This is a genomic window from Allostella sp. (genome assembly GCF_041913585.1).
Lineage (GTDB): Bacteria > Pseudomonadota > Alphaproteobacteria > ATCC43930 > Allostellaceae > Allostella.
On sequence record NZ_JAYSFE010000014.1, the window covers coordinates 20,755 to 43,643 of the forward strand.

Annotated in this window: 23 protein-coding genes, 2 tRNA genes and 1 riboswitch; of the genes, 14 read left to right on the forward strand and 11 right to left on the reverse strand. The window is 73.1% G+C overall.

The features are described from left to right. Positions 1 to 64 precede the first annotated feature (64 nt). Genes ACE3Q3_RS04510 through parA form a run of 5 tightly spaced genes read left to right on the forward strand, consistent with a single transcriptional unit; the run spans position 65 to position 5,705 of the window. Positions 65 to 2,398: a xanthine dehydrogenase family protein molybdopterin-binding subunit gene (locus ACE3Q3_RS04510; protein ID WP_374442514.1), complete on the forward strand. Its 2,334-nt coding sequence runs from the start codon at positions 65 to 67 to the stop codon at positions 2,396 to 2,398. Beyond that, on the forward strand, positions 2,395 to 3,192 hold the full coding sequence (gene cysQ / locus ACE3Q3_RS04515) for a 3'(2'),5'-bisphosphate nucleotidase CysQ (RefSeq protein ID WP_374442517.1): 798 nt from the start codon (positions 2,395 to 2,397) through the stop codon (positions 3,190 to 3,192). Before ACE3Q3_RS04510 ends, cysQ begins: the two co-directional genes overlap by 4 nt. A gap of 34 nt (positions 3,193 to 3,226) precedes the next feature. Further along, positions 3,227 to 4,114: a hypothetical protein gene (locus tag ACE3Q3_RS04520; protein WP_374442520.1), complete on the forward strand. Its 888-nt coding sequence runs from the start codon at positions 3,227 to 3,229 to the stop codon at positions 4,112 to 4,114. Further along, positions 4,111 to 5,064 carry a hypothetical protein gene (locus ACE3Q3_RS04525; protein ID WP_374442523.1) on the forward strand — a complete coding sequence of 318 codons (954 nt, stop codon included), beginning with the start codon at positions 4,111 to 4,113 and terminating at the stop codon, positions 5,062 to 5,064. The genes ACE3Q3_RS04520 and ACE3Q3_RS04525 overlap by 4 nt, the downstream gene beginning before the upstream one ends. Next, positions 5,061 to 5,705 carry a ParA family partition ATPase gene (gene parA, locus ACE3Q3_RS04530; protein ID WP_374442526.1) on the forward strand — a complete coding sequence of 215 codons (645 nt, stop codon included), beginning with the start codon at positions 5,061 to 5,063 and terminating at the stop codon, positions 5,703 to 5,705. Before ACE3Q3_RS04525 ends, parA begins: the two co-directional genes overlap by 4 nt. Before the next feature lie 8 nt (positions 5,706 to 5,713). Here parA and ACE3Q3_RS04535 read toward each other — a convergent pair whose 3' ends face one another. From ACE3Q3_RS04535 to ACE3Q3_RS04550, 4 genes are read right to left on the reverse strand one after another with little or no spacing between them, the layout of a single operon-like run. Next, positions 5,714 to 6,484, reverse strand: coding sequence for an ABC transporter ATP-binding protein (locus ACE3Q3_RS04535; RefSeq protein ID WP_374442528.1), 771 nt, complete (start codon positions 6,482 to 6,484; stop codon positions 5,714 to 5,716). After that, complete coding sequence (locus ACE3Q3_RS04540) at positions 6,481 to 7,461, reverse strand: FecCD family ABC transporter permease (RefSeq protein ID WP_374442531.1); 981 nt, start codon at positions 7,459 to 7,461, stop codon at positions 6,481 to 6,483. The genes ACE3Q3_RS04535 and ACE3Q3_RS04540 overlap by 4 nt, the downstream gene beginning before the upstream one ends. Before the next feature lie 3 nt (positions 7,462 to 7,464). Beyond that, positions 7,465 to 8,283, reverse strand: a complete 819-nt coding sequence (locus ACE3Q3_RS04545; RefSeq protein ID WP_374442534.1) for an ABC transporter substrate-binding protein — start codon at positions 8,281 to 8,283, stop codon at positions 7,465 to 7,467. Next, positions 8,258 to 10,162 carry a TonB-dependent receptor plug domain-containing protein gene (locus ACE3Q3_RS04550; protein WP_374442536.1) on the reverse strand — a complete coding sequence of 635 codons (1,905 nt, stop codon included), beginning with the start codon at positions 10,160 to 10,162 and terminating at the stop codon, positions 8,258 to 8,260. Before ACE3Q3_RS04550 ends, ACE3Q3_RS04545 begins: the two co-directional genes overlap by 26 nt. A 129-nt stretch (positions 10,163 to 10,291) precedes the next feature. Further along, a riboswitch (cobalamin riboswitch) is annotated at positions 10,292 to 10,501 on the reverse strand. Between the two features lie 93 nt (positions 10,502 to 10,594). Here ACE3Q3_RS04550 and ACE3Q3_RS04555 point away from each other — a divergent pair. From ACE3Q3_RS04555 to ACE3Q3_RS04565, 3 genes are read left to right on the forward strand one after another with little or no spacing between them, the layout of a single operon-like run. After that, positions 10,595 to 11,743, forward strand: coding sequence for an OpgC domain-containing protein (locus tag ACE3Q3_RS04555; protein WP_374442539.1), 1,149 nt, complete (start codon positions 10,595 to 10,597; stop codon positions 11,741 to 11,743). After that, positions 11,740 to 12,486 (forward strand): GDSL-type esterase/lipase family protein, encoded by a 747-nt coding sequence (locus tag ACE3Q3_RS04560; RefSeq protein ID WP_374442542.1) that lies wholly within the window; start codon positions 11,740 to 11,742, stop codon positions 12,484 to 12,486. The genes ACE3Q3_RS04555 and ACE3Q3_RS04560 overlap by 4 nt, the downstream gene beginning before the upstream one ends. Then, entirely contained in the window at positions 12,446 to 13,234 is a 789-nt protein-coding gene (locus tag ACE3Q3_RS04565) for an SGNH/GDSL hydrolase family protein (protein ID WP_374442544.1), read from the forward strand. Before ACE3Q3_RS04560 ends, ACE3Q3_RS04565 begins: the two co-directional genes overlap by 41 nt. On the opposite strand, the gene ACE3Q3_RS04570 is transcribed toward ACE3Q3_RS04565, so the two are convergent. Next, entirely contained in the window at positions 13,224 to 14,096 is an 873-nt protein-coding gene (locus ACE3Q3_RS04570) for a glycosyltransferase family 92 protein (protein ID WP_374442547.1), read from the reverse strand. The two genes, ACE3Q3_RS04565 and ACE3Q3_RS04570, sit on opposite strands and share 11 nt — an antisense overlap. Before the next feature lie 163 nt (positions 14,097 to 14,259). Here ACE3Q3_RS04570 and ACE3Q3_RS04575 point away from each other — a divergent pair, with 163 nt between their 5' ends. Together ACE3Q3_RS04575 and ACE3Q3_RS04580 are read left to right on the forward strand one after the other, a co-directional pair. After that, positions 14,260 to 14,862, forward strand: a complete 603-nt coding sequence (locus ACE3Q3_RS04575; protein ID WP_374442551.1) for a PRC-barrel domain-containing protein — start codon at positions 14,260 to 14,262, stop codon at positions 14,860 to 14,862. A gap of 122 nt (positions 14,863 to 14,984) precedes the next feature. Next, a complete protein-coding gene (locus ACE3Q3_RS04580; protein WP_374442555.1) occupies positions 14,985 to 15,980 on the forward strand; it encodes a sulfotransferase family protein in 996 nt (331 codons plus the stop codon). A gap of 44 nt (positions 15,981 to 16,024) precedes the next feature. Here ACE3Q3_RS04580 and ACE3Q3_RS04585 read toward each other — a convergent pair whose 3' ends face one another. After that, on the reverse strand, positions 16,025 to 16,882 hold the full coding sequence (locus tag ACE3Q3_RS04585; RefSeq protein ID WP_374442558.1) for a LysR family transcriptional regulator: 858 nt from the start codon (positions 16,880 to 16,882) through the stop codon (positions 16,025 to 16,027). Between the two features lie 93 nt (positions 16,883 to 16,975). On the opposite strand from ACE3Q3_RS04585, the gene ACE3Q3_RS04590 reads away from it, so the two are divergent. Further along, positions 16,976 to 17,353 (forward strand): tautomerase family protein, encoded by a 378-nt coding sequence (locus ACE3Q3_RS04590; protein WP_374442560.1) that lies wholly within the window; start codon positions 16,976 to 16,978, stop codon positions 17,351 to 17,353. 112 nt (positions 17,354 to 17,465) lie between these two features. Then, complete coding sequence (locus ACE3Q3_RS04595) at positions 17,466 to 19,136, forward strand: solute carrier family 23 protein (protein WP_374442563.1); 1,671 nt, start codon at positions 17,466 to 17,468, stop codon at positions 19,134 to 19,136. Here ACE3Q3_RS04595 and ACE3Q3_RS04600 read toward each other — a convergent pair. The 5 genes from ACE3Q3_RS04600 to ACE3Q3_RS04620 all read right to left on the reverse strand — a co-directional run bounded on the left by ACE3Q3_RS04600 (position 19,118) and on the right by ACE3Q3_RS04620 (position 20,974). Beyond that, entirely contained in the window at positions 19,118 to 19,849 is a 732-nt protein-coding gene (locus ACE3Q3_RS04600; RefSeq protein WP_374442567.1) for a class I SAM-dependent methyltransferase, read from the reverse strand. The two genes, ACE3Q3_RS04595 and ACE3Q3_RS04600, sit on opposite strands and share 19 nt — an antisense overlap. Before the next feature lie 122 nt (positions 19,850 to 19,971). After that, a tRNA-Arg gene (locus tag ACE3Q3_RS04605) sits at positions 19,972 to 20,048 on the reverse strand. Positions 20,049 to 20,067: 19 nt separating this feature from the next. Continuing rightward, positions 20,068 to 20,367: an ETC complex I subunit gene (locus tag ACE3Q3_RS04610; protein ID WP_374442570.1), complete on the reverse strand. Its 300-nt coding sequence runs from the start codon at positions 20,365 to 20,367 to the stop codon at positions 20,068 to 20,070. A 33-nt stretch (positions 20,368 to 20,400) separates the two neighbouring features. Further along, positions 20,401 to 20,477: transfer RNA gene (locus ACE3Q3_RS04615), tRNA-Pro, on the reverse strand. An 83-nt stretch (positions 20,478 to 20,560) separates the two neighbouring features. Then, the gene (locus ACE3Q3_RS04620) at positions 20,561 to 20,974 is read right to left on the reverse strand and encodes a hypothetical protein (protein ID WP_374442573.1); all 414 of its coding nucleotides are present in this window, start codon (positions 20,972 to 20,974) and stop codon (positions 20,561 to 20,563) included. Between the two features lie 114 nt (positions 20,975 to 21,088). On the opposite strand from ACE3Q3_RS04620, the gene ACE3Q3_RS04625 reads away from it, so the two are divergent. After that, complete coding sequence (locus ACE3Q3_RS04625; protein ID WP_374442576.1) at positions 21,089 to 21,775, forward strand: SDR family NAD(P)-dependent oxidoreductase; 687 nt, start codon at positions 21,089 to 21,091, stop codon at positions 21,773 to 21,775. A 109-nt stretch (positions 21,776 to 21,884) separates the two neighbouring features. After that, positions 21,885 to 22,886, forward strand: a complete 1,002-nt coding sequence (locus ACE3Q3_RS04630) for a cysteine synthase A (RefSeq protein ID WP_374442579.1) — start codon at positions 21,885 to 21,887, stop codon at positions 22,884 to 22,886. Positions 22,887 to 22,889: the final 3 nt, after the last annotated feature.

Sequence of the window (22,889 nt, forward strand, 5' to 3'; positions counted from 1 at the left end):
CCGGGCTTCGGGCGCGTGCTCCGGCGCAGTCCAATCCTGCATGACGGTCGAGGGAGAACGGCACATGGGTCAGTTCGGCATGGGTCAGGCGGTCAGGCGCGTCGAGGATCTGCGGCTCCTGACCGGCAACGGCCGCTACACCGACGACCTCAGCCTGCCCCGCCAGACGGTGGCCCACATCCTGCGCAGCCCGCACGCCCATGCCGCGATCCGCAGCATCGACACCGCCGCCGCGAAGGCGGCGCCCGGCGTCCTCGGCGTCTTCACCGCCGCCGACCTGCGGGCCGACGGCATCGGCGACCTGCCCTGCCTGACGCCGCTCACCAACGTCGACGGCAGCCCCTCGGTCTCGCCGCCGCGGCCGGCCCTGGCCGAGGGCAAGGTGCGGCACGTCGGCGACGCCGTCGTGCTCGTCATCGCCGAGACCATGGCCCAGGCGCGCGACGCGGCGGAGCTGGTCGAGATCGACTACGACCCCCTGCCGGCGGCGACCGACACCGCCACCGCCGGCGACCCGGGGCAGCCGCAGGTCTGGGACGAGGCCGCCGGCAATCTCTGCTTCGACTGGGCGCAGGGCGACGAGGCCGGCGTCGCCGAGGCCTTCGCCAAGGCCCACCGGACGGTCTCGATCGAGCTCGTCAACAACCGGCTCGTCGTCAACTCGATGGAGCCGCGCGGGGCGATCGGCGACTTCCAGAAGGGCGACGGACGGTTCGTCCTCTACACCTCCTCGCAGGGGCCGCACCTCATCCGCTCGCAGCTCGCCGGGACCATCTTCAAGGTGCCCGAGCATCGGGTCCGCGTCGTCACCCAGGACGTCGGCGGCGGCTTCGGGATGAAGATCTTCCTCTATCCCGAGCACGTCCTCGTCGCCTGGGCGGCGAAGAAGGTCGGCCGGCCGGTCAAGTGGATCGCCGAGCGCCAGGAGGCGTTCCTGTCCGACACGCAGGGCCGCGACAACGTCACCCGCGCCGACCTCGCGCTCGACGCCGAGGGCCGCTTCCTCGGCCTCAGGGTCGAGACCCGCGCCAATCTCGGCGCCTATCTCTCGAACTTCGCGCCCTTCATCCCGACGCTCGCCGGCACCGGCATGCTGGCCGGCGTCTACACGACCCCCGCGATCCAGGTCCGGGTGAAGGGCTTGTTCACGCACACGACGCCGATCGACGCCTATCGCGGCGCCGGCCGGCCGGAGGCGGCCTATCTCGTCGAGCGGCTGGCCGACCTCGCCGCCGACGCGCTGGGGCTGAGCCCGGCCGAGATCCGGCGCCGCAACTTCATCCCCGGCAGCCTGATGCCGTTCAAGACGGCGCTCGGCATCACCTACGATTCGGGCGAGTTCCGGCAGAATCTCGAGGATGCGCTGCGGATGGCCGACTGGGACGGCTTCGAGGCGCGGCGGGCGGCATCGGCCAAGGCCGGCAAGCTGCGCGGCATCGGGCTCTCGACCTACATCGAGCAGTGCGGCGGCGGCGAGGACGAGGCCGCGACCGTGCGCTTCGATCCTTCGGGCAGCGTCACCGTGCTGGTCGGCAACCAGTCGAACGGCCAGGGCCACGAGACGGCCTATGCCCAGATCGTCGCCGACGCCTTCTCGGTGCCGTTCGAGAACGTACGCGTCCTCCAGGGCGATTCGGACGTCGTCTATTTCGGCCGCGGCACCGGCGGCTCGCGGGCGCTGCCGGTCGGCGGCTCGGCCGTGCAGAAGGCGGTCGAGAAGGTGATCGAGAAGGCGAAGAAGGTCGCCGCCCACATGATGGAGACGGCCGCCGCCGACGTCGAGTTCAAGGACGGCGTCTTCCAGATCGCCGGCACCGACCGCAAGGTCGCCATCCAGGAGGTGGTGCAGGCGGCCTTCGATCCGGAGGCGCTCGGCGGCGAGATCGAACCCGGACTCTCGGAGGTGGCCCACTTCGCGCCGGCCGGGGCCACCTTCCCCAACGGCTGCCATGTCTGCGAGCTCGAGATCGACGGCGACACCGGCGAGGTCGAGATCGTCCGCTACACCGTGGTCGACGATTTCGGGCGCGTCGTGAACCCGATGATGCTGGCCGGCCAAGTGCATGGCGGCATCGCCCAGGGCGTCGGCCAGGCGCTCTACGAGGCGACCGTCTTCGACCGCGACTCGGGCCAGCTCGTCTCCGGCTCGCTGATGGACTATGCGCTGCCGCGGGCCGACAACCTGCCGATGGTCGAGTTCGCCTGGAACGTCGTGCCCTGCCGCAACAACCCGCTCGGCGTCAAGGGCTCGGGCGAGGCGGGTGCCATCGGCGCGCCGCCGGCGGTCATCAACGCCATCGTCAATGCCCTGCGCCACCTCGGCGTGACGCATGTCGACATGCCGGCGACGCCGCAGCGCATCTGGTCGATCCTGCAGACCGCGAAGCAGGCCGCTTGAGCGCCGGTCGCAGCCCCGAGCGGGCGGCGGTGGATGCCGCCGCCCTGCTGCCGGCGCTCCGCGCCATCGCCGAACAGGCCGGCGAGGCGATCCTCGGCGTCTACAACGGCGACCACGGCGTCCGCGCCAAGGCCGACGCGTCGCCGCTCACCATCGCCGACGAACTCGCCGACCGGCTGATCGTCGCGGCCCTGCAGGCGCTCACCCCGGACATTCCCGTCGTCTCGGAGGAGACGGTCGAGACGGCGGGACCGGCGGCGGCCGGCGCCCACCGCTTCTGGCTGGTCGATCCGCTCGACGGCACCAAGGAGTTCATCAAGCGCAACGGCGAGTTCACGGTGAACATCGCGCTGGTCGACGACGGCCGGCCGGTCGCCGGCGTGATCCACATTCCGGTCCAGGGCGAGACCTACGCGGGCGCCGTCGGCGCCGGCGCGACCCTGCGGCGCGGCGGCGGCGCGCCCATCCCGATCCGCTGCCGGCCGGCGCCCGCCGACGGGGTCGTGGTCATGACCAGCCGCAGCCATGCCGACAATGCCGCGCTCGACGCCTACCTCGCGGACGCCCGGGTCGCCGAACGCCGGGTCGCCGGCAGCGCGCTCAAGTTCTGCCGGGTCGCCGAGGGCGTGGCCGATCTCTATCCGCGCCTCGGTCCGACCTCGGAATGGGACACCGCCGCCGGCCAGGCGGTGGTCGAGGCCGCGGGCGGCCGCATGACGATGCTGGACGGCAGCCCGTTCCGCTACGGCAAGCCCGACTTCCTCAACCCGGGCTTCGTCGTCCGCGGCGCCTGAGCCCGCCAGCCCCCCCGCATACGGGCCGTCCTGGATGATCGTCACCGCCTGGAGCCCCCCGGACGGCGCCCTGCTGGCCAGCCTGCTGCGGTCGCTGGCGGCGGCCGGCGGCGCCCGCCTGCCGCGCGTGCATGTACTGGTGCCCGGTCCGGACGCCGCCCGCGCCGTCCGCGACCTCGCCGGGACGCTGCCGGTCGAGACGGTCGAAGCCGGCTTCGCCGAGGGACCGGCCCCCTGGGACGCGTGCCTGCCGGTCCTGCCCGAACTGCTGGGCCGGCCGACTGGCGTCGTCACCTGGCTGGCCCCCGTCGTCTGGGTCCAGGAACGGCGCGCCATCGCGGTCATGCGCGACGCCGCCGCCGACGGCGCGATCGTCGCCGCCTACCCGATCGACCGCGCCTACCGGGCGCTCGCCAGCGAGCATTCGCCGTGGCACGTCCACCGCACGGCGCTCGCGCGCATCTTCGGACCCGAGGCGGTGCGCCGGTCCTGGCTACGGCCGGCGCTCGACATCGGCGTCTTCTCGCTGGCCGCCGACGCGCCGCACTGGGCGGCGTGGCAGGAGGCCCGGGCGGCGGCCGTGCGCCGCGGCGGCACCCTGGGCGAGACGCCGCACACCCTGTCCTCGCTGGCCCTCAACCTCGCGATCCGCTACCGGCGCCTGCCGGTGCTGCCCTTGCCGGCGCGCTGGAACTGGCTCTGCCACCTGGAGCGGCCGCTCTGGGAGGGCGGCCGCCTCGTCGAGCCCGAGCCGCCCTACGAGGCGATCGCCATCTTCCAGCTCTCCGGCCATGCCGGCCAGCGCACCATGACGGTCTACGACCGCGCCGGCGGCCGCTTCCGCTCGAACCTGCGCTTCCCGCTCCGGGTCGAGCCGGTCGATCCCCCCCGCGAGCGACCCGGCATGAGCGGTCCGGCATGAGCAAGGGCCCGATCATCGTCACCGGCTGCGACCATGCCCAGTTCCGGCTGGCCTGGGGCCTCCTGCGCTCGCTCGCCCGCTCCGGGATCCGCACCCAGTATGCGATCGGCTTCGTCGACGGCGGCCTCCACCCGCGCGAGCGCGCGGCCCTGGCGCAGGTCGGGGTCGAGGTCGCCCGCGCCGGCTGGGACTTCGACTTCCCCGCCCGCACGGTCCTGGAGCGGACCGCGCCCGGCCTCTGCACGCTCTACGGCAAGCTCCACCTGCGGACGCTCTTTCCCGGCCACGACGTCTATGTCTGGCTCGACGCCGACACCTGGATCCAGGACGCCGCCGCCATTCCGATCATCGTCGACGCGGCGCGGGAACGCGGACTGGCCGGCGCCTACGAACTCGACCGTGCCTACTTCGCCTCGCAGATGGCGCCACACGTCTGGAGCAAGTACCGGGAATGGTACGGCCACGCCTTCGGCCCGGCGACCGCCCGAACGATGGAGCTGAAGCCGATGTTCAACGTCGGTGTCTACGGCATCGCCGCCGGGGCGCCGCACTGGTCGGTCTGGGAATGGCTCTACCGGGCCGGCCTCGCCGCGCAGACGGAGGAGCAGCTGCCGTCGGTCTTCATGACCGACCAGCTCGCGATCAACGTCGCGATCCACCACCACCGGCTGCCCGTCGCCCTGTTGCCGGCGACCTTCAACTGGCTCTGCCACCTCTGCCCGCCGATGTGGGATGCCGAGGCGCGCCGGCTGGTCGTCCCGGCGCCGCCCTGGGAGCCGGTGCGGATCGTGCATCTGTCCGGATCGTCGAAGCGGGCGCCGCTGGTGCTGCGCGGCCGCCGCGGTGGCCGCTACGGCACCGCGCTGCGCTATCCGCTGGAGATCGCGCCGGTCGCCGACGATGCCGCCCCGGCGGTCGAGGCGGCCGCGGACGAGGAGGTCGAGGCATGACGGGCATCATCGTCGCCGTCGCCCAGCAGAAGGGCGGCGCCGGCAAGACCACCTTCACCGCCCATCTGGCCGCAGCCTGGGCCGCGGCCGGAAGGCGGGTCGCCCTGGTCGACGTCGATCCGCAGGGCAGCCTGACCGCCTGGGGAGCGCTGCGCGCGGCCCAGGCCGGGCGCTGGCCGCCGATCCCGGTCGAGACGGCGAGCGGCTGGCGCGCCGACACCGTCGCCGGGCGGCTCGCCGCCGGCCACGACCTGGTCCTGGTCGACACCCCGCCGCACGGCGAGATCGACACCCGGTCCGTCATCCGGGCGGCACGCCTCGTCGTCGTCCCGGTGCAGCCGACGCCGCTCGACGTCTGGGCGACCCGGCCGACGCTGGCGCTGGCCAAGGCCGAGGGCCGGCCCGTCCTCGTCGTCTTCAACCGGGTGCCGCCACGGGCGACCCTGAACGAGACCATGCGCGACGCCATCCTGGCCGAGGGCGCCAAGCTCGCCGAGGCGGGGCTCGGCAGCCGCGTCGCCTTCGCCAGCGCGCTCGGCGAAGGCGGCACGGCGATCGAGACCGCCCCCGGCAGCCGCGCCGCGGCCGAGGCCAAGGCCGTGGCCCGGGAGGTCCTGGCGGCGGCCCAGGCCACGGCGTAGCCGCCCCGCTACACCCGGCTCCAGGGCAGCAGCCACGGCGCGCCCTCATGGGTGCCGGCGAGCGCGGTGACGCGGTAGACGGCGGCGAGCCGGTCGGCGGTGAGGACGGCGTCGGGGGTGCCGACGGCGGCCAGCCGCCCGTCGGCGATGAGGGCGACGCGATGGGCGAAGCGCGCGGCCAGCGCCAGGTCGTGGAGCACCGCGACGACGGCGCGCCCCGCCTCGGCCTCCGCCCGCAGCACCTCCATGACCTGCAGCTGGTGGAAGGGATCGAGCGCCGCCGTCGGCTCGTCGGCGAGCAGCAGCGGCGCCGACTGCGCCAGCGCGCGCGCCAGGAGGACGCGGGCGCGCTCGCCGCCGGACAGCCGGTCGACGCGCCGGGCCGCGAGGTCGGCGACGTCGGCCGCCGCCATCGCCGCCGCCACGGCGGCGCGGTCGGCCGCCCCCTCGCGTCCGCCGAAGCCGAGGTGCGGCAGGCGGCCGAGGGCGACCACCTCGCGCGCGGTCAGGCCCCAGGCGACGTCGCGGCGCTGCGGCAGGTAGGCCAGGAGCCGCGCCCGCTGCGGCGGCGACAGCCGGCGGAGGTCGCGGCCGGCGACGGCGATGCGCCCGGTGTGGGCGAGGCCGCCGGCGATGGCCCGCAGCAGCGTCGTCTTGCCGGCCCCGTTCGGGCCGACCAGCGCCAGGAGGCAGCCCGGGGGCACTTCCAGGTCGACGCGATCGACGGCCGGGCGGCCATCGAGGACGACCGAGACGTCCTCGGCCCGCAGCGCCGTCATCGCCGCCCCAGGGAGAAGAGGAGCGCCAGGAAGAAGGGCGCCCCGACGAGCGCGGTGACGACGCCGAGGTGCAGTTCGGTGCGGGTCGGCACCAGGCGCACCAGGATGTCGGCGGCCAGCACCAGTTGCGCGCCGCCGAGCGCGCTCGGCAGCAGCAGCCGTGCCGGCCGGTGGCCGCAGAGCGGCCGCAGCAGGTGCGGCACGACGAGGCCGACGAAGCCGATCGCGCCGGCGGCCGAGACGGCCGCGCCGACCGCGAGCGCCGTGCCGGCCACGATCTGGGCCCGCAGCCGGCCGAGGCGGATGCCGAGGCTGGCCGCCGTCTCCTCGCCGAGCGTCAGGGCGTCGAGGCCGCGGCCGGCGGCGAGCAGCAGCGCCGCCCCCGCCGCCATCCAGGGCAGGGCGCCGAGCAGGTCGTCCTGGCTGCGGTCGCGCACCGAGCCCAGGAGCCAGAACAGCATCTCGGAGAGCGCGTAGGGGTTGGGCGCGAGGTTGAGGGCGAGTGCCGTCAGCGCCACCGCGAGACTGGAGACGGCGACCCCGGCCAGGACCAGCGCCAGCACCCCGGCGGCGCGGCTGGCCAGCAGCAGCACCAGAAGGGCGGCCATTCCCGCCCCGGCCATGCCGAGCAGCGGCAGCGCCGGCGGCCACAGGGCCGCCAGCCCGAAATAGAGCGCGACGACGGCGCCGAGGCCGGCGCTGGCGGAGATGCCGACGATCCCCGGCTCGGCCAGCGGGTTGCGCAGCAGGCCCTGCAGCGCCGCCCCGGCGAGCCCGAGGGCGCCGCCGACCGCCAGCGCCAGGAGCGTCCGCGGCAGCCGGATTTCCTGCACGATGGGGGCGGCGGGGCCGCCGCCGAAAAGCCCGGCGGCGAGGTCGGCCGGCGGCAGCGGCACGTAGCCGACGGCGAGGCTGGCGAGCGCGAGGGCGACGAGCAGCGCCGCCAGCGCGGGAACCAGCAGATTGGCGCGGGCCATGGTTCAGGGCCGCGCCAGGGCGCGCAGACGGTCGACGGCGGCCCGCATCCACGGTCCCGGGCACAGCCATTCCGCCGTCGGCACCTGGCCGACGCGCATCGGCGGGGCGAGCCGGGCGAGCGCCGGATGCACGAGGAGCGCCTGGGCGCGGGAGGACTTGGTCGGCATGTGGTCGTCGATCACGAGGATGTCGGGCGGATCGGCCACCAGCCGTTCCAGCGGCATCGTACCCCAGGCACCGATGCCCGCCAGCGCCGCCTGGTTGGCGAGCCCGGCCGCCGCCAGCGCCGCGTCGCTGAGGGTCCCCTTGCCGGAAACGAAGCCGTTGGGACGCCAGACCAGCGCCGTCGCCCCGGCCGGACCGGGCGGCGGCCGGAAGTCCGCCCGCAGCGCCGCGGCGAGGTGCCGGCCGCGCGCCTCCTGCTCGAGCGCCGCCGCGACGTCGCCGATCATCGCCGCCACCCCCTCGACATCGTCGGGGGCACCCAGCGCCAGCACGCGGAACCCCATGCGCACCAGGAGGGCGTTCGTCTTGCGCTGCTGCGCCGCGCCGGAGACGACGATGTCGGGGCCGAGCCGCATCACCTCCTCGGCCGAGCCGCCGGTCGCCGGCACGCGGGCCGCCTCGCGATGCATCGCCGACAGCGCGGGATCGGCCGCGAGCCGGCCGACCGCCAGCACCTGCCAGGGGTCGGCCAGCGCCAGCACGAGCTGGTCGGCGCAGAGATTGATGCTGACGACGCGGGGCGCCGCCGCCGCCGCCGCCGGCAGCAGCAGCGCCAGGACGGCCGCCAGCCTAGAAGCGGACGCGAGTGCCGACATAGCCCGAGCGGCCGGGGGTGGCGAAGCCGTAGACCTCCTCGAAGTCGGCGTCGAAGAGGTTGACGACCCGGCCATAGAGGGTGACCCCGTCCGCCACCTCGAAGTCGAGGCGGAGGTCGGCGGTGACGAAGCCGCCGGCCTTGGTGCCGGTGCCGAAGCCGCTGTCGCTCTCGCCGCGCATCCGCACCGTGGCCCCGGCCTTGGCGCGGTCGAGGAAGCGCCAGTCGAGAGCGATGGCGCCCTGGTGGATCGGCACGTCCTTGAGGCGCTTGCCGGTCCGCGCGTCCTCGGCGTTCTGATAGGTGTACTGGCCGCGCAGGTCGAGGCGCTCGTCGAGCCGGGCACGAAGCTCGCCCTCCAGCCCCCTGGAACGGACCTTGTCGACGTTGAGGTAGCCGCCGAAGGCATAGGGGCAGCCGGCGGGCGCCGGGCGGCCGTAGTCGAAGCGGATCTGGTCGTCGATCCGGGAGTCGAACCAGGTCGCGCTGACGACGACGCGGCGGCCGAGCAGGTGCTGGTCGATCCCGACGTCCCAGCCGCGGCTGCGCTCGGCCTCCAGCGACCGGTTGCCGATGCAGGGATCGAAGAGCTCGAAGAGCGACGGGGTCACGAAGCCGGTGCCGTAGCTAGCACGCAGCTTGGTGTCGGTGGCGGCGACGCGGTAGGCGCCGGTCAGGCGCCAGGTGGTGGCGCCGCCGAAGCGGTCGTGCTCGTCGCGGCGCATGCCGGCCGTCAGGTTGAGGCCCTCGATCGGGCTCAGCCGGTACTCGGCGAAGGCGCCCAGCGTACGGGCGCGGGCGTCGATGCGGGCGAAGTCGGGGCTGCCCAGGACCGCCGGCGTGTCCTGGTCGAGCCGGTCCCACTCACCCTCCGCCCCGAAGGTGAGGGCATGGCCGGGGGCGATCCGGACGTTGCCGAGATAGTCGAGCTTGGTGCGGGTGCCGTCGTAATGGTCGCCGAGGCTGACGTTCTGGCGCCCCTTGTAGTCGCGCTGGTGGCTCGAATGGGCGAGCCCGAACTGGCTCGTCCAGCGCCCGTCGAACGCCTCCAGGGTCGTCGTGCTGCGGACGTAGCGCTCGCGCTTGGTGAAGTACTGGTCGAAGAGGTCGGCATTGCTCTGGTCGTAGTCGACGCGGGCCTCGCTCTGCGACAGCCACAGTTCGGTGCGCAGCCGGTCGGTGAGATCGACGCCGAACTGCGCCCGGCCCGCCCAGGTCTCGTGACCGTCGCGCTCGCGGCCGCCGCGCGCCTTGGGGAAGGACGAGAAGCCGTCGGTGCGGAAACCGAAGGCCGAGGCGCCGTAGGTGAAACGGCCGAGGCTGCCGCGGATGCCGAGGCTGGCCTGGGCGGTGCCCCAGGTTCCGACCTCGGTCCCGGCATGGCCCTCGAACGGCTTCGTCGGCCGCCGCGTCACGATGTTGATGACGCCGCCCGCGGCGTCGGCGCCGTAGAGGGTCGATTGCGGCCCGCGCAGCACCTCGATGCGGTCGATGTCGTCGACCGGGATGGTTCCGAACTCGTAGGTCACCTGGGCCCGGCTGGGGTCGCCGATCTCGACCCCGTCGAGGAGCACCAGCGTGTTGCGCACGGCAAGGCCGCGCAGCGAGACGGCGGCCGGGGTGCCGATGCTGCCGGTGCGGCGCACCGTCGCCCCCGGCACGAGATCGAGGATGTCCTCGAGCCGCTGCACGCCGCGGCGGCGGAGTTCGTCGCCGCCGATCTCGGTGACGGTGCTGCCGACCTCGTCGGCGGGCAGTTCGACCCGACTTGCCGAGACGACGATGGCGTCCAGGCGCGCCGGCTCCTGGGCGGCGGCGGCGGGCAGCAGGGTGGGAAGCAGGGCGATCAGGGCCGTGCGCGGCCCGGGCGAGCGGTTCATGACGATCTCCGACCGGCCCCGCCGACCATCCCGGGCAGGGCCGTCCTCCGAACGATCGCTGCGAACCCGAGGAACGGCGGGCAACCCCCGCCGGACCACGACGCCCCGGACACCCCGCCGCGGCGCACGCAAACGACCTCCTGCGCCGGCAGGTCTCCTGGCTTGCGGGTCGTCGCGACGGGGCCCGCCTTCCCAGCGTCCGCACCCGGACGCCAGTGGCATCGATGGGCCCCGCACTCGCCGCTCACAGTTGCGGGGGCAGCCGCGGTCTTGCTCCACGGAGGAGCGCACCGCGTTCCCTTTGAAACCCCGAAGGGTACCGGCCGCCCGAGGCTACATCATCGCGCGACCGGGCAAAAGGGAAGGCGCGCGATTGCCGCCCGGCGTCGCCGCGGTCATATTGCCGTCCGACGCCGACGCCGGACCCCCCACATGGCGCACGCCGCCCCGACACGCACCCGAGACCTCCGGCTCGATTTCTTCCGCGGGCTCGCGCTGTGGTTCATTTTCCTCAACCACATGCACTACAATGTGCTGACCTGGGCCACCAACCGGAACTACGGCTTCAGCGATGCGACGGAGATCTTCGTCTTCATCTCCGGCTATTCTGCGGCCATCGCCTATGGCGGCGCGATGGAGCGCCAGGGATTCGTCCTTGCCTCGGCCCGCATCCTGCGGCGCGTCTGGCAGATCTACGTCGCCCACCTGATGCTCTTCCTCGCCTTTACCGCCGAGATCGCCTTCCTGGCGCTTCGCTTCGACAACCAGATGTTCGTCGAGGAAATGAACGTCCTCACCTTCCTGGACGAGCCGCACGTCACCCTGATCCAGGCGCTGCTGCTGAAGTTCCGGCCGGTCAACATGGACGTTCTGCCGCTCTACATCGTGCTGCTGGCCGCCTTTCCGCTGGCGCTGTGGGGCATCCTGCGGCGGCCGCTGCCGGTCGTCGTCGCCTCGGTCCTGCTCTATGTCGCGGCCCGGCGCTACGGCTGGAACCTGCCGAACTATCCCGGCAATGCCGGCTGGTTCTTCAATCCCTTCACCTGGCAGTTGCTGTTCGTCCTCGGCGCCGCCGCGACCCGGATGCCGGCCGCGCTCGACTGGCTCGGCCGGCAGCGCCGCTGGCTGGCGCCGCTGGCCGTCGCCTACCTCGCCTTCGCGCTCTGGATCGCGCTCTCCTGGCACCTGCCGCCGCTCGACGGCAGCGTTCCGGCATGGCTGGCGCGCCACCTCTACCCGGTCGACAAGACCTCGCTCGATCCGCTGCGCACGGTGCATTTCCTGGCGCTCGCCTATCTGACCGCCTGCTGGGTCGGACCGCAGGCGCGGATCCTGTCGTCGCGGCTGGCGCATCCGCTGGTGATCTGCGGCCAGCACAGCCTCGCCGTCTTCTGCGTCGGGATCTTCCTCTCCTTCACCGGCGAGTTCGTGCTGCTGGAGTTCGACGGCTCGATCCCGACCCAGCTGGCGGTCGGGGCCGGCGGCATCCTGCTGATGACCCTGCTGGCGGGCATCCTCGGCTGGTACAAGGCGGCGGAGAAGGCGAGCCAGCCGCGCCCGCAGGTCGTGCCGGCGGCATGAACCGGCCCTTCCTTCCGCTGCTCCTTCTCGCCGCCGTCCTGGCGACGGCGCCGGCCGCCGCCGGCAAGTTCGACTGCCGGGCGCCGGAGGCGGCGCTGGAAACGGCGGGCGAACTGCCGGCCGTGGCCGCCGCCAAGCGCGCCGGAACGCCGCTGCGGGTGACCATCGTCGGCTCGGCCTCGACCGGCGGCGCCGGCACGAGCGCGCCCGGCAAGAGCTACGCGGCCAAGCTCGCCGCTGCGCTCGCGCGGCGGCTCGGAATCCCGGTCACGGTCGAGGCGCACGGACGGCGCGGCTGGGGCAGCGAGGCGATGGTCGAAGAGATGCCGGACATCGTCGCCGCCGACGAGCCGCAACTCGTGATCTGGCAGACCGGCACCGTCGACGCGGTCCGGGAGGTCGCGCCGGAGCAGTTCGGGGCGGCGCTGCTGAAGGGGGCCGAGGCGCTGAAGCGGGCACGGGTGGACCTGCTGCTGATGGACATGCAGTTCAGCCCGATCGGCGCCCGGCTGATCGATTTCGGCCCCTATCTCGACTACATGAACTGGGTCGCGGCCGGGACCGCCAGCCCGATCTTCCATCGCCATGCGGTCATGCGCGCCTGGACCGAGGAGGACCGCTTCGGCGCCCCCGGCCGCGCCAAGGCCGACCAGCAAGCCTATGCCGACCATGTCCATGCCTGCATCGCGGAGCTGCTCGCCCGTGTCATCGACGACGTCCAGGCGGCGACCCCGGCCCGCTGAACGGCTGCGGCGCCTCGTCGCCGCGGCCTTCCTGCTGGTGGCGCCCGCGGCGCCGGCGGCGGCATGGAGCACCGACGAGTGCGAGGTGCCGGACGACCTCCTGCGCCTCGACGCGCCGCTGACGCGGACCGCCCAGCGCCTGGTGCCGGGCGGCACGCTGACGATCGTCGCGATCGGCTCGTCCTCGACCTTCGGCGCCGGCGCCAGCGATCCCAAGATGGCCTATCCGAGCCGGCTCAAGCGGATGCTGGCGGCCGAGATGCCCGAGACGCGGATCCGGGTGATGAACCGCGGGGTCAACGGCGAGGTCGTCGCCGACATGCTGGCACGCTGGGACCGGGACGTGACGGCGCTCCAGCCCGATCTGGTGATCTGGCAGGTGGGCGCCAACGCGGCGCTGCGCGCCACCGCCCTCGGCGACTACGAGGACCGGCTGCGCGAGGGCATCCGGCGGACCCGCGCCATCGGCGCCGACATGATCCTGATGGACCCGCAGTACGCGCCCAAGGTCCTGGCCCGGCCGATCTATCGTCTCGTGCTGGCCGCCACCGACCGGGTGGCGCGCGAGAACGGCGTCGGGCTGTTCCGCCGGTTCCAGATGATGCATCACTGGGTCGAGGGCGGCGTCCTCACCTTCCCGGTCCTGCTCGACCCGGACCAGATCCACCTCAACGACCGCGGCTATGCCTGCGTCGCGGCGGCCCTGACCGACGCCATCGTCCAGGCGGCGCGTCCGCTCACCGACTGACGCCCGCGCCCCCGTCCCACCGCCGGAGCCGCTGCGCCAGCGGCAGGATCGTCGTGTCCTCCTTCTGGTTGAGGAAGCGCTCGATCGCCTCGGCCAGCTCGAGGCCGGGGCCGGTTCCGGCGCAGGCGTAGCCGCGGCGGACCTTCTCCACCAGGTCCTGGCGGGACTTGCTCCAGTAGTGGTTGATGCGCAGGCGCTCGACGCTGACGCGGGGCGACCAGGGGCCGTCGAACGGCTCGCCGTTTTCCGTCACCGCCAGCCGCCCGTCGCGATAGCGGAAATGGTGCGGCGTCATCGGCCGCAGCGCCAGCGCGGGCTGCAGCACGACCTTCACATGGGCCGACATCGGGTGATAGCTCTCGAGCCGGTCGGGGTCGAGGCCGGGAGACTTGAGGAAGGTCGGCTGCGGAATGGCGAACGCCGCATCGGCGCGCCGGCGATACGCCTTCGTCACCAGCCCGGGCGGCCGCAACTCGTGCCCGGACGAGCCGAACACCATCCAGTTCACCGCCACCGCCGGGTGATCGCGGTAGGCCTCGATCCGCGCCGGCAGGTCGCCGTCCGGCGCGAAGAGGAACTCGTCGAGGTCGATGAAGGCGATCCAGCGCGCCGCGTCGCCGAACCGGGCGAGGCAGTCGGCATAGGCCGGCAGCTGGCGGGTCGGTCCCGGACAGTCGAGGACGGTGACCCGCGCGCCGACCCCGCTGTCCGCGATCGCCGCCCGCCAGTCGTCGGTCGACCCGTTGTCGTAGAGAAAGAACCGGCGGACCCCGACGAGATGGTGGAACTCCAGCCACTCCGAGAGATAGCGGGCTTCGTTCTTGAAGATCGCGCAGACGGCGAGATCGACTCGTGTGGGCATGGGGAAAGGCGCTGGCCGGTCCGCAGGGATCGTGGCGGACAGACTAGCACCGCCGGCGCGCGCCGTGGGAACGGGCGCGCGCCGCCCGCGTTGAGTTCGGTACTTGCGGACGGCAGGTCCGCGCCGCTCCGCACGGAGCGCGTCCCGAATTCGAAGGTGAACGATGAAGATCCAGTTCGCTGCGGCGACGGCCGCGATCGCCTTGCTCGCCGGCGTGCCCGCGATGGCCGCCGACCCCGCCTTCGACCCGGTCCTTTCGGTGTCCGGCTCGAACCAGAACACCACCGCCAATCCCGCCCTGCCCTTGCAGAGCCGGCCAGGGGCCGTGCCCTCGGGCGAGCGCTCGAACGACCCGGGCGAGGGCATGCCGCCGCACTCGCCGGGTCTGGCGCCGACCAGCTACGCACCGCCGCCGTCGAGCGGCCCGGTCTACTACCCGCAGCCGGCCTACTATGTCCCGGCCCAGCCGGTCTACTACGCCCCGGCGGTGGCGACCCCCGTCGTGGCCGCGCCGGTGGCCGGCGCCAGCGTCGGCGGCCTCGTCGGCGCCGAGGTGACGGACATGTACGGGGTCCGGGTCGGGCAGGTGACCGACGTCCAGATCATGCCCGACCGCCGCGCGTTCGCGATCGTCGGCCTCGGGCCCTGGCCGGGTCAGGTCGAGCGCCGGGTGGCCCTGCCGCTCGAGGCCATGCACCATTCGACGGCGGGTCGTCTCGCCTACAACTCGACCGCCGATCAGATCCGCGCGCTGCCGACCTTCTAGAGCCGACGGCGGTTATCCCCGAGCGACGGGGCCGGCGACCGCCGGCCCCGTTCCGCGCGCCCGCTGCGCAGGCGCCTCCGGCCGCGCTATCCTCGCCCGATGATGGACGAGACGCCGCCGGCATGACGGACGCCGCACCGGAGCGGCGGCTCGCCGTGCTGGTGCTGGGCATGCACCGCAGCGGGACCTCCGCGGTGGCACGGCTGGTTTCGCTCCTCGGTGCCGACCCGCCGACGGACATCCTTGCCGGCGGCGATGGCAACCAGGCGGGCTACTGGGAGCCCGGGGGTCTGGTCGCCGTCCACGACCGGCTCCTCCGCGAGATCGACAGCAGCTGGTTCGACCCGCGCCCGCCGCGCCTCGCCCGGCTGGCCGATGCGGCGCGGGCGGGCTACCTGGCGGAGCTGCGGCAGCAACTCCGCACCAGCTTCGGCCGCTCCGCCTGTTTCGTGCTCAAGGATCCGCGCATCTGTCGCATGGTTCCGCTCTATCGCCGCCTGCTCGCCGGGCTTGGCGCGGAGGTCCGCGTGGTGCTGGTGGTGCGCGACCCGACCGCGGTCGCCCGGTCGCTGCGGCGGCGCAACCTGCTGTCGCTGAACTTCGCCGGCCTCCTATGGGCCAGCCACACGCTCGCCGCCGAGCGGGACACCCGCGACCTGCCGCGCGTCGTCGTGTCCTACGACGCGCTGATGGAGGACTGGCGCGAGCCGGCGGGGCGGCTCGCGCGCCTGCTGGCGCCGGCGGTGCCGCCGTTCGATCCGGCCGCCATGCCCTCGCCGATCCAGCCCGAACTGCGGCACCACGCGCCGGCCACGCGGAGGCCCTTCGGCAGCCGTCTCGGCGTCTTGCTCGGCGCCATCCATGACGCGCTGGCCGGCGGCATGCCGCCCGAGCGGCTCGACCGCCTGGGTGAGCGGCACCGGCGCATCCTGGCCGCGACCCGGGATCTCTGGACGATCGAATTCCGTGCCCAGCAGTTGATGCCGCCCTGGCCGCACGGCGAACCGCCCGACCCGGTCGCGCTGCGCTACGCCCTCGCGCGGGCCCTCGACCGGCTGCACCACAGCGCGCTCGCCGCCGGACGGGCCGACCTTCCGGCGCGAGGCGCGCCGACCTGACATCCGGCGCGCCCGGCGGCACGTCCCGCCCCGGGGCGCCCCGACTACCCCCGGACTGCGGCCCGGAAGGCCGCCGACAGGGCGGTAAGCGCGGCGAGCGGCGGTCCCTCCTTGACCCGCGTGTGCAGGAGGACCGGCAGGCGCGGCAGTTGCGGGAGCTTCAGTCGGGCGCCGACGTCGACGGCGCCGAACGGCAGCATGCGCGGCGCCAGCGCCGCGACGCCGAGCCCCGCCATGACGGCCGCCGCCACCGCCGAGACGCCGCCGCCGACGAAGATCTCCGTCCACGGCACGCCTGCCGCGTCGAGCAGCCGGCCGGCCAGGGCCCGCACGCCGCAGGGCTCGGCCATCGTCGCCAGCGGCAGAGGCTCGCCGGCGCGATGCTGCCAGCCGGGTGCCGCGAACCAGCCGAACGCTTCCTCGGCCAGAAGTTCGCCGTCGCTCCGCCCGGCGTGGAGACGCACGATCACCGTGTCGAACTCCCGCCGATCGAAGCCCTGCAGCAGATCGCCCGACGATCCGATCCGGATATCGATCAGGAGCTGCGGGTCTTGCGCGTTCATCCGCGCGATCAGCGCCGGCAGTTCCGGCCCGGCGACATGGTCGCTGATGCCGATAGTCAGGCGCTGGCGCGATCCCGCCACGACGGAGAGCGCACGGTCATGGGCCGCCAGGAGTTCGCGGGCGCTTTCGAGGAATGCGGCACCCAGGGCCGAAAGCTCGACATATCGCGGCGTCCGCTCGACCAGCCGGCAGCCGAGCCGCTCCTCCAGCCGCTTCAGGCGCAGGCTGACCGCGGCCTGACTGGTCCGCATCGCCTCGGCCGCACGGGTGAAACTGCCGAGTTCGGCGATCCGGACGAACGCCTGGACGGCTTCCAGGTCGAGGGGACGCTCATTCATTTCGGGATCTTATCACTGATATCCGTATCGATATCTCGTCAAAATCACGCGACTGCGCCTAAGGTCGGGCCGGAAGAAGACGGAGAGGAACCCATGCCCCTCGCTCACATCTCGATGCGCGCCGGAAAGCCGGACTCCTATCGCCAGGCCATCCTCGACGGCCTCTACCGCGCGATGCGGGAGACGCTGAACGTGCCGGAAGACGACCAATTCATGACCATCAGCGAGCATTCCGCCGCGAACTTCCGCCACGGCGACGCCTACGGCGTCGCCCGCAGCCCCGACGTCGTCTACATCCGGCTCATCGTGTTCGACACGCGCACCGTGGAGCAGAAGCAGGCGCTGTTCCGGCGGCTCGCCGACCTGCTCCGCGAGCGCCCCGGCATCCGTCCGGAAGACGTTTTCGTCGTCGTCCAGGACGCCGCGAAGGAGAACTGGTCCGTCGGTCACGGCCTCGCACAGTTCGCATAGGCCGCGACTGCGGCGCCGCGAACGTCACAACCAGACCGCGCATTCGACCATCGACCGGAACGTCGATCCCGCAGTAGCGTAGGCGTCCGTTGCCGCAGCCAGGAACGGACGCATGCCTTCCATCAGCTACGCCGTGGACGACGTCCCGCCGGCCCGCATCACCTGGCTGAACGCCCTCCAGCACATCTCGCTCAGCGCCGTCACCCTGGTCTTCCCGCGCATCGTGGCGGAGGCGGCCGGCGCCGATCCCGAGACCATCACCCTCTACGTCAGCCTGGCCATGGTCGCGATGGGCATCGGGACCCTGATCCAGGCCTTCGGGCGGTTCGGCATCGGGTCGGGCTACCTCCTGCTCGGGCACTGCACGATCCTCTACGTGCCGTTTGCCGTCGCGGCGGCGGAGGCCGGCGGGCTGGGGGCGGTCGCCGGGCTGACGATCGTCGCCGGCTGCACCGAGATGCTGCTGTCGCGCTGCCTCCGCCTGCTGCGCGCCTACATTCCGCCGGAGATCGTCGGCGTCGTCATCCTGCTGCTCGGGCTGGCGCTCGGCATGTTCGGGCTGAAGCTGATCGTCGGCGCCGGACCCGGCAGCAATGCCGACGCCCTGCAGGTGGCCGCATCGGCGATCACGCTGGCGACCATCGTCGCCGTCGCGGTGTGGGCGGGCCCGGCCCTGCGCTCGCTGGCGGTCCTGGTCGGCGTCGCGACCGGGTGCGTCGTCTATGCCGTCGCCGTGATCGTCGCGGGCGACGTCGCGGCAGCGACGCGCGACATCGCCGTCGTCGCGCCGGCCTGGCCGCTGGCCGCGCCGTCCTTGCCGCTGGAGTTCCTGCCCGGCTTCCTGATCGGTGCGCTGGCGTGCTTCGTGCGCGCCATCGCCGACCTCACCGCCTGCCAGCAACTGGCCGACCCGAACTGGAAGTCGGTCGACCTGCGGTCGATCCGCGCCGGAACCCTGGCGGACGGGCTCGGCTGCGTCGTCGCCGGCATCGCCGGCGTGCTCGGCACCAACACCTATTCGGGCAGCGTCGGCCTCGCCGCCGCCAACGGCGTGCTGGCGAGGCGGGTCGGCGTCGCCGCCGGCATCGGCTGGATCGCGCTCGGGCTCATCCCCGGCGCCGCCAGCGTGCTCTACGCGATCCCCGCCGGCATCTTCGGCGCCGCCTGCTTCTATTCCGCGACCTTCACGATCCGGGCCGGCATCCAGATGCTGGCGCAGCGTTTCATCGATGCCCGGCGCACGGTCATCATCGGAACGGCGGTCGTCGTCGCCGTCATCGTCACCGATTCGCACGGGAACGGGCATCTGCCGTCGCTCGTCCAGCAGGTGCTGAGCTCGCCGCTCGCCGCCGCGATGCTCCTCGCGCTCGCCCTCAACGCGGTGCTGCGCCTGGGGGCGCCCAAGGTGGCCGGCACGCGCTGGCGGCCCGCCGCCGGCTTCGGCCAGCTCAAGGACTTCGCCGAGACGCAGGGGCGGGCATGGGGTGCCCGCGTCGATCTGATCGCCCGCGCGGAACATTTCCTCGAGGAGTTCAGCGTGCTCGCGCCCGAGCTCGTGGCGGCCGACCGCGAGGTCGAGCTGCGGATGCGCTACGACGAGGTCGGCATCCAGATCGAGCTCGGGTGGCGCGGGACCCCGCTCGCCGTCGGCGGCCCGGTGAGCGTGGACGTCGACGACGGCAGCCTGCAGGTGGCGCTGATGCGCCATTGGGCCGACGAGCTGCGGAGCTCCGGCACGGACGACGGACGCCAGACGCTGGTCGCCTACGTCGACGAAGGGTGACGTCCGCCGGGACGGGCCGCCGACAGCGCGACGAAGGCCGCGCCGACCGTGGTCCGGCGGCCGAGCCAGGGGTCGCAGCGCTCCATCAGCGCGGCCGCGACGTCGAGGGGCGGATAGAAGGTCGATCCGCGCGTCTCGCCGACCGTCAGTCCATGCCGCTCCACGAGCCGTCGCAGGTCCGCCGCCGACCGGAAATGCGCCGCCCTCCAGGTCGGGGCGCCGAGCCACCCGCGCACCGTCCGGATCGCCGCCCAGATGCTCCATCGGCCGAGTTCGCCGAGGACGAGGCGGCCGCCGGGCCGGAGGACCCGCACCATCTCGGCGACGGCGCGGTCGGCTTCGGGAACGAAGCAGAGGGCGGTCACGGCGACGACCCGATCGAACGTCGCCGCCGGAAACGGCAGGGCCTCGGCCCGGCCCGGAACCAGGGTCAGCCCGAGCGATCCCGCCTCGGCCCGCCCCCGGGCCGCCGCGAGCATGCGCGGGTCGGGGTCGAGCCCGACCATTCGGGCACCGCGCCGCGACAGGGTGGCGGCCAGGGCCCCGTCCCCACATCCGACGTCGAGAACGTCGCAGTCCGCGACGGGGCCGAGCAGCTCGAGGACGAGCGTTTCCTGGAGCCGGTCGGTCACCTGGCCGAGGCGGCGGCTCCGCCAGCGCGCGTAGGACCCGGCGAGCGCCGGGCCGCCCGGTGCGGGGCTAGGCTCCGCCATCGCCACCGGACCCATCGGCGGCAGGCCCGTCGGCGGCAGGCCCGTCGGTCCAGGGCCCATCGGTCCGGGGCGGTTCGCCCGGTCGCACTTCGCCGTGCAGATCCCGCATCGACCACCAAGGTTGGCGCGCCCTGCTGGACTCGAACCAGCGACCCCGCGCTTAGAAGGCGCGTGCTCTATCCGGCTGAGCTAAGGGCGCATGCGCCGGGCGCGCGGGGTCAGCCGCGCACCCGATCGTACCGGAAATTGTCGGCATAGGACTTGGGCCGGATCGTGCGCTCGTGCGGCGCCTGCACCGTGAAGGCGAGCCCGAGGCGGCCGGCGTGCGCCTCCGCCTCCTCGCGCGACGCGAAGCGGAGGCGGACCTGCTGGCGGGTGTCGCCGGAACTGATCCAGCCCATCAGCGGGTCGTGCCGCTTGCGCTCGGCCGGCACGAACTCCAGCACCCATTCGCGCGTCCCGGCCCGCCCGGACTGCATCGCCGACTTCGCCGGAACGTAGATACGTGCCTCAGCCATCACCCACGGGTCCCGCCTCGTTGCCATGCCCGCTGGTCGGGGCGAGAGGATTCGAACCTCCGGCATCCTGCTCCCAAAGCAGGCACTCTACCAGGCTGAGCTACGCCCCGGGGTCCAGCGGAAGCCCGGTTTTTCGGGGTTATCCAGAGGGAAGTCAAGCGCCGGCCCCGGCCGCAGGCCTTGCCGCCTCCGGTCAGTTGGCGCCGGGGGGAATGGCGTTGAGATCGCGCTTGGCGCCGGTGATGGTGATGGTGAAGCCGGCCACCACGTCGATCAGCGCCATCACCGTCAGCAGGAAGAAGGTCGCGGTGCCGGCGAAGGGCACCACGATCAGTTCCACGAGACAGACCAGCAGCAGGCCGAGCGACAGCGTGTGGTCCATGATCGAGACGTTGGTCGTCCGCGTCGCCTTGCTGAGCTCGCCATAGAGCAGGATCAGCGCGGCGAAGATCAGCGCGTCCTTGACCTGAAAGACGAACGCCTTGCCGGAGAGGAGGCCGAGGCTGAAGAGGGTGCGGTCGAGCAGGTCGACCGAGATCGCCGCCACGACGTTGTAGGCGACCACGACGAAGGCGAGCAGCGGGACGTAGCGGATCACCTGGCCCATGGCGGAACCCTCGGAATCGCGAGCGGGGTCGGACGCCGTCTGGTTAGCACGGAACCGCCGGCGGGTCATGCGGATGCGCTAGACTCCCGGGTACACCCACCAGGGAGATCGGCGATGGAGTTCCAGAACACGACGGTGATGGTGACCGGCGCTGCCGGCGCCCTCGGCCGCACGGTGGTCGAGACCTTCGCGGCGGCGGGCGCGACGATGATCGTCGTCGACGTCGCAGCGGACCGGCTGGCAGGGGCGTTCGGCCCGGCCCACCGGCAGGTCGCGGTCGACGTCACCGACCCGGCCGCGGTCGGCGCGGCGATCGGCCCGCTCGCCGCCGAGGTCGACATCCTCTGCAACATCGCCGGCGGCTTCGCCATGGGTCCCGCGGTTCACGAGACGCCGCCCGCCCTGTGGGAGGACATGCTGGGCCGCAATGCCGTCAGCGTCCTCAACATGGCGCGCGCGGTTGTGCCGGCGATGACGGCGCGGGGGCGCGGGCGCATCGTCAACGTCGCCGCGATGGGAGCGCTCCGCGCGGCGCCGGCGATGGGCGCCTATGCCGTCGCCAAGTCGGCGGTGCTGCGCCTGACCGAGGCGATGGCGGGCGAACTCCGCGAGAGCGGCATCAACGTCAACTGCGTCATGCCCAGCATCATCGACACGCCGGCCAACCGCGCCGACATGCCCGGGGCCGATCCCGCCCGCTGGGTCGCCCGCGAGGCGCTGGCCGACGTCATCCTGTTCCTGGCGTCGGAGCGCGCCCGCGCCATTCACGGCGCGGCCATCCCGGTGGTCGGGCTGAGCTGACCGGTCGCCCCCGGCCGGGGGCAGCCATGCGGCAACCGCTCTGGTCAGGGCGGGCGAATTTCGCTACTCCGGCTGGCCAGGATTCCCCGCCAGCAATCCAGGAGCCTCCATGGACATCCGCGACGGATTCACCGGCACGATCGGCCGCACGCCCCTCGTCAGGCTGCGCCGCGCCTCCGAGATGACGGGCTGCACGATCCTCGGCAAGGCGGAGTTCCTCAATCCCGGCGGCTCGGTGAAGGACCGCGCCGCCCTCTCGATCATCCGCGACGCCGAGCGGCGGGGCCTGCTGCGCCCGGGCGGCGTCGTCGTCGAGGGCACCGCCGGCAATACCGGCATCGGCCTGGCGCTGGTCGGCAACGCGCTCGGATACCGCACCGTCATCGTCATGCCGGAGACCCAGAGCCAGGAGAAGAAGGACATGCTGCGCCTGTGCGGCGCCGACCTTCGCCTCGTCCCGGCGGTCCCCTACGCCAATCCCGACAACTACATCAAGCAGTCGGGCCGGCTCGCCGAGGAACTGGCGAAGACCGAGCCGAACGGTGCCATCTGGGCCAACCAGTTCGACAATGTCGCCAACCGCCAGGCGCATATCGACACGACCGGCCCCGAGATCTGGGAACAGACCGGGGGCCGGGTCGACGCCTTCACCTGCGCCGTCGGCAGCGGCGGCACCCTCGCCGGCACCGGCATGGCGCTGAAGGCGCGCAACAAGGACATCCGGATCGTGCTGGCCGACCCGATGGGGGCCGCCCTCTACAACTGGTATGCCCATGGCGAGCTGAAGTCCGAAGGCAGTTCCATCACCGAGGGGATCGGCCAGGGCCGCATCACCCGGAACCTCGAAGGCGCGCCGATCGACGACCAGGTGCGCGTGACGGACGAGGAGGCGCTGCCCATCATCTTCGACCTGGTGAAGGAGGAAGGACTGATCCTCGGCGGGTCGAGCGGCATCAACATCGGCGGCGCCATCAAGGTGGCGCAGCAGCTGGGTCCCGGGCATACGATCGTGACGGTGCTCTGCGACTACGGCACCCGCTACCAGTCCAAGCTCTTCAACCCGGCCTTCCTCAGGGAGAAGAACCTGCCCGTCCCCTCCTGGCTGGCGTGAGGC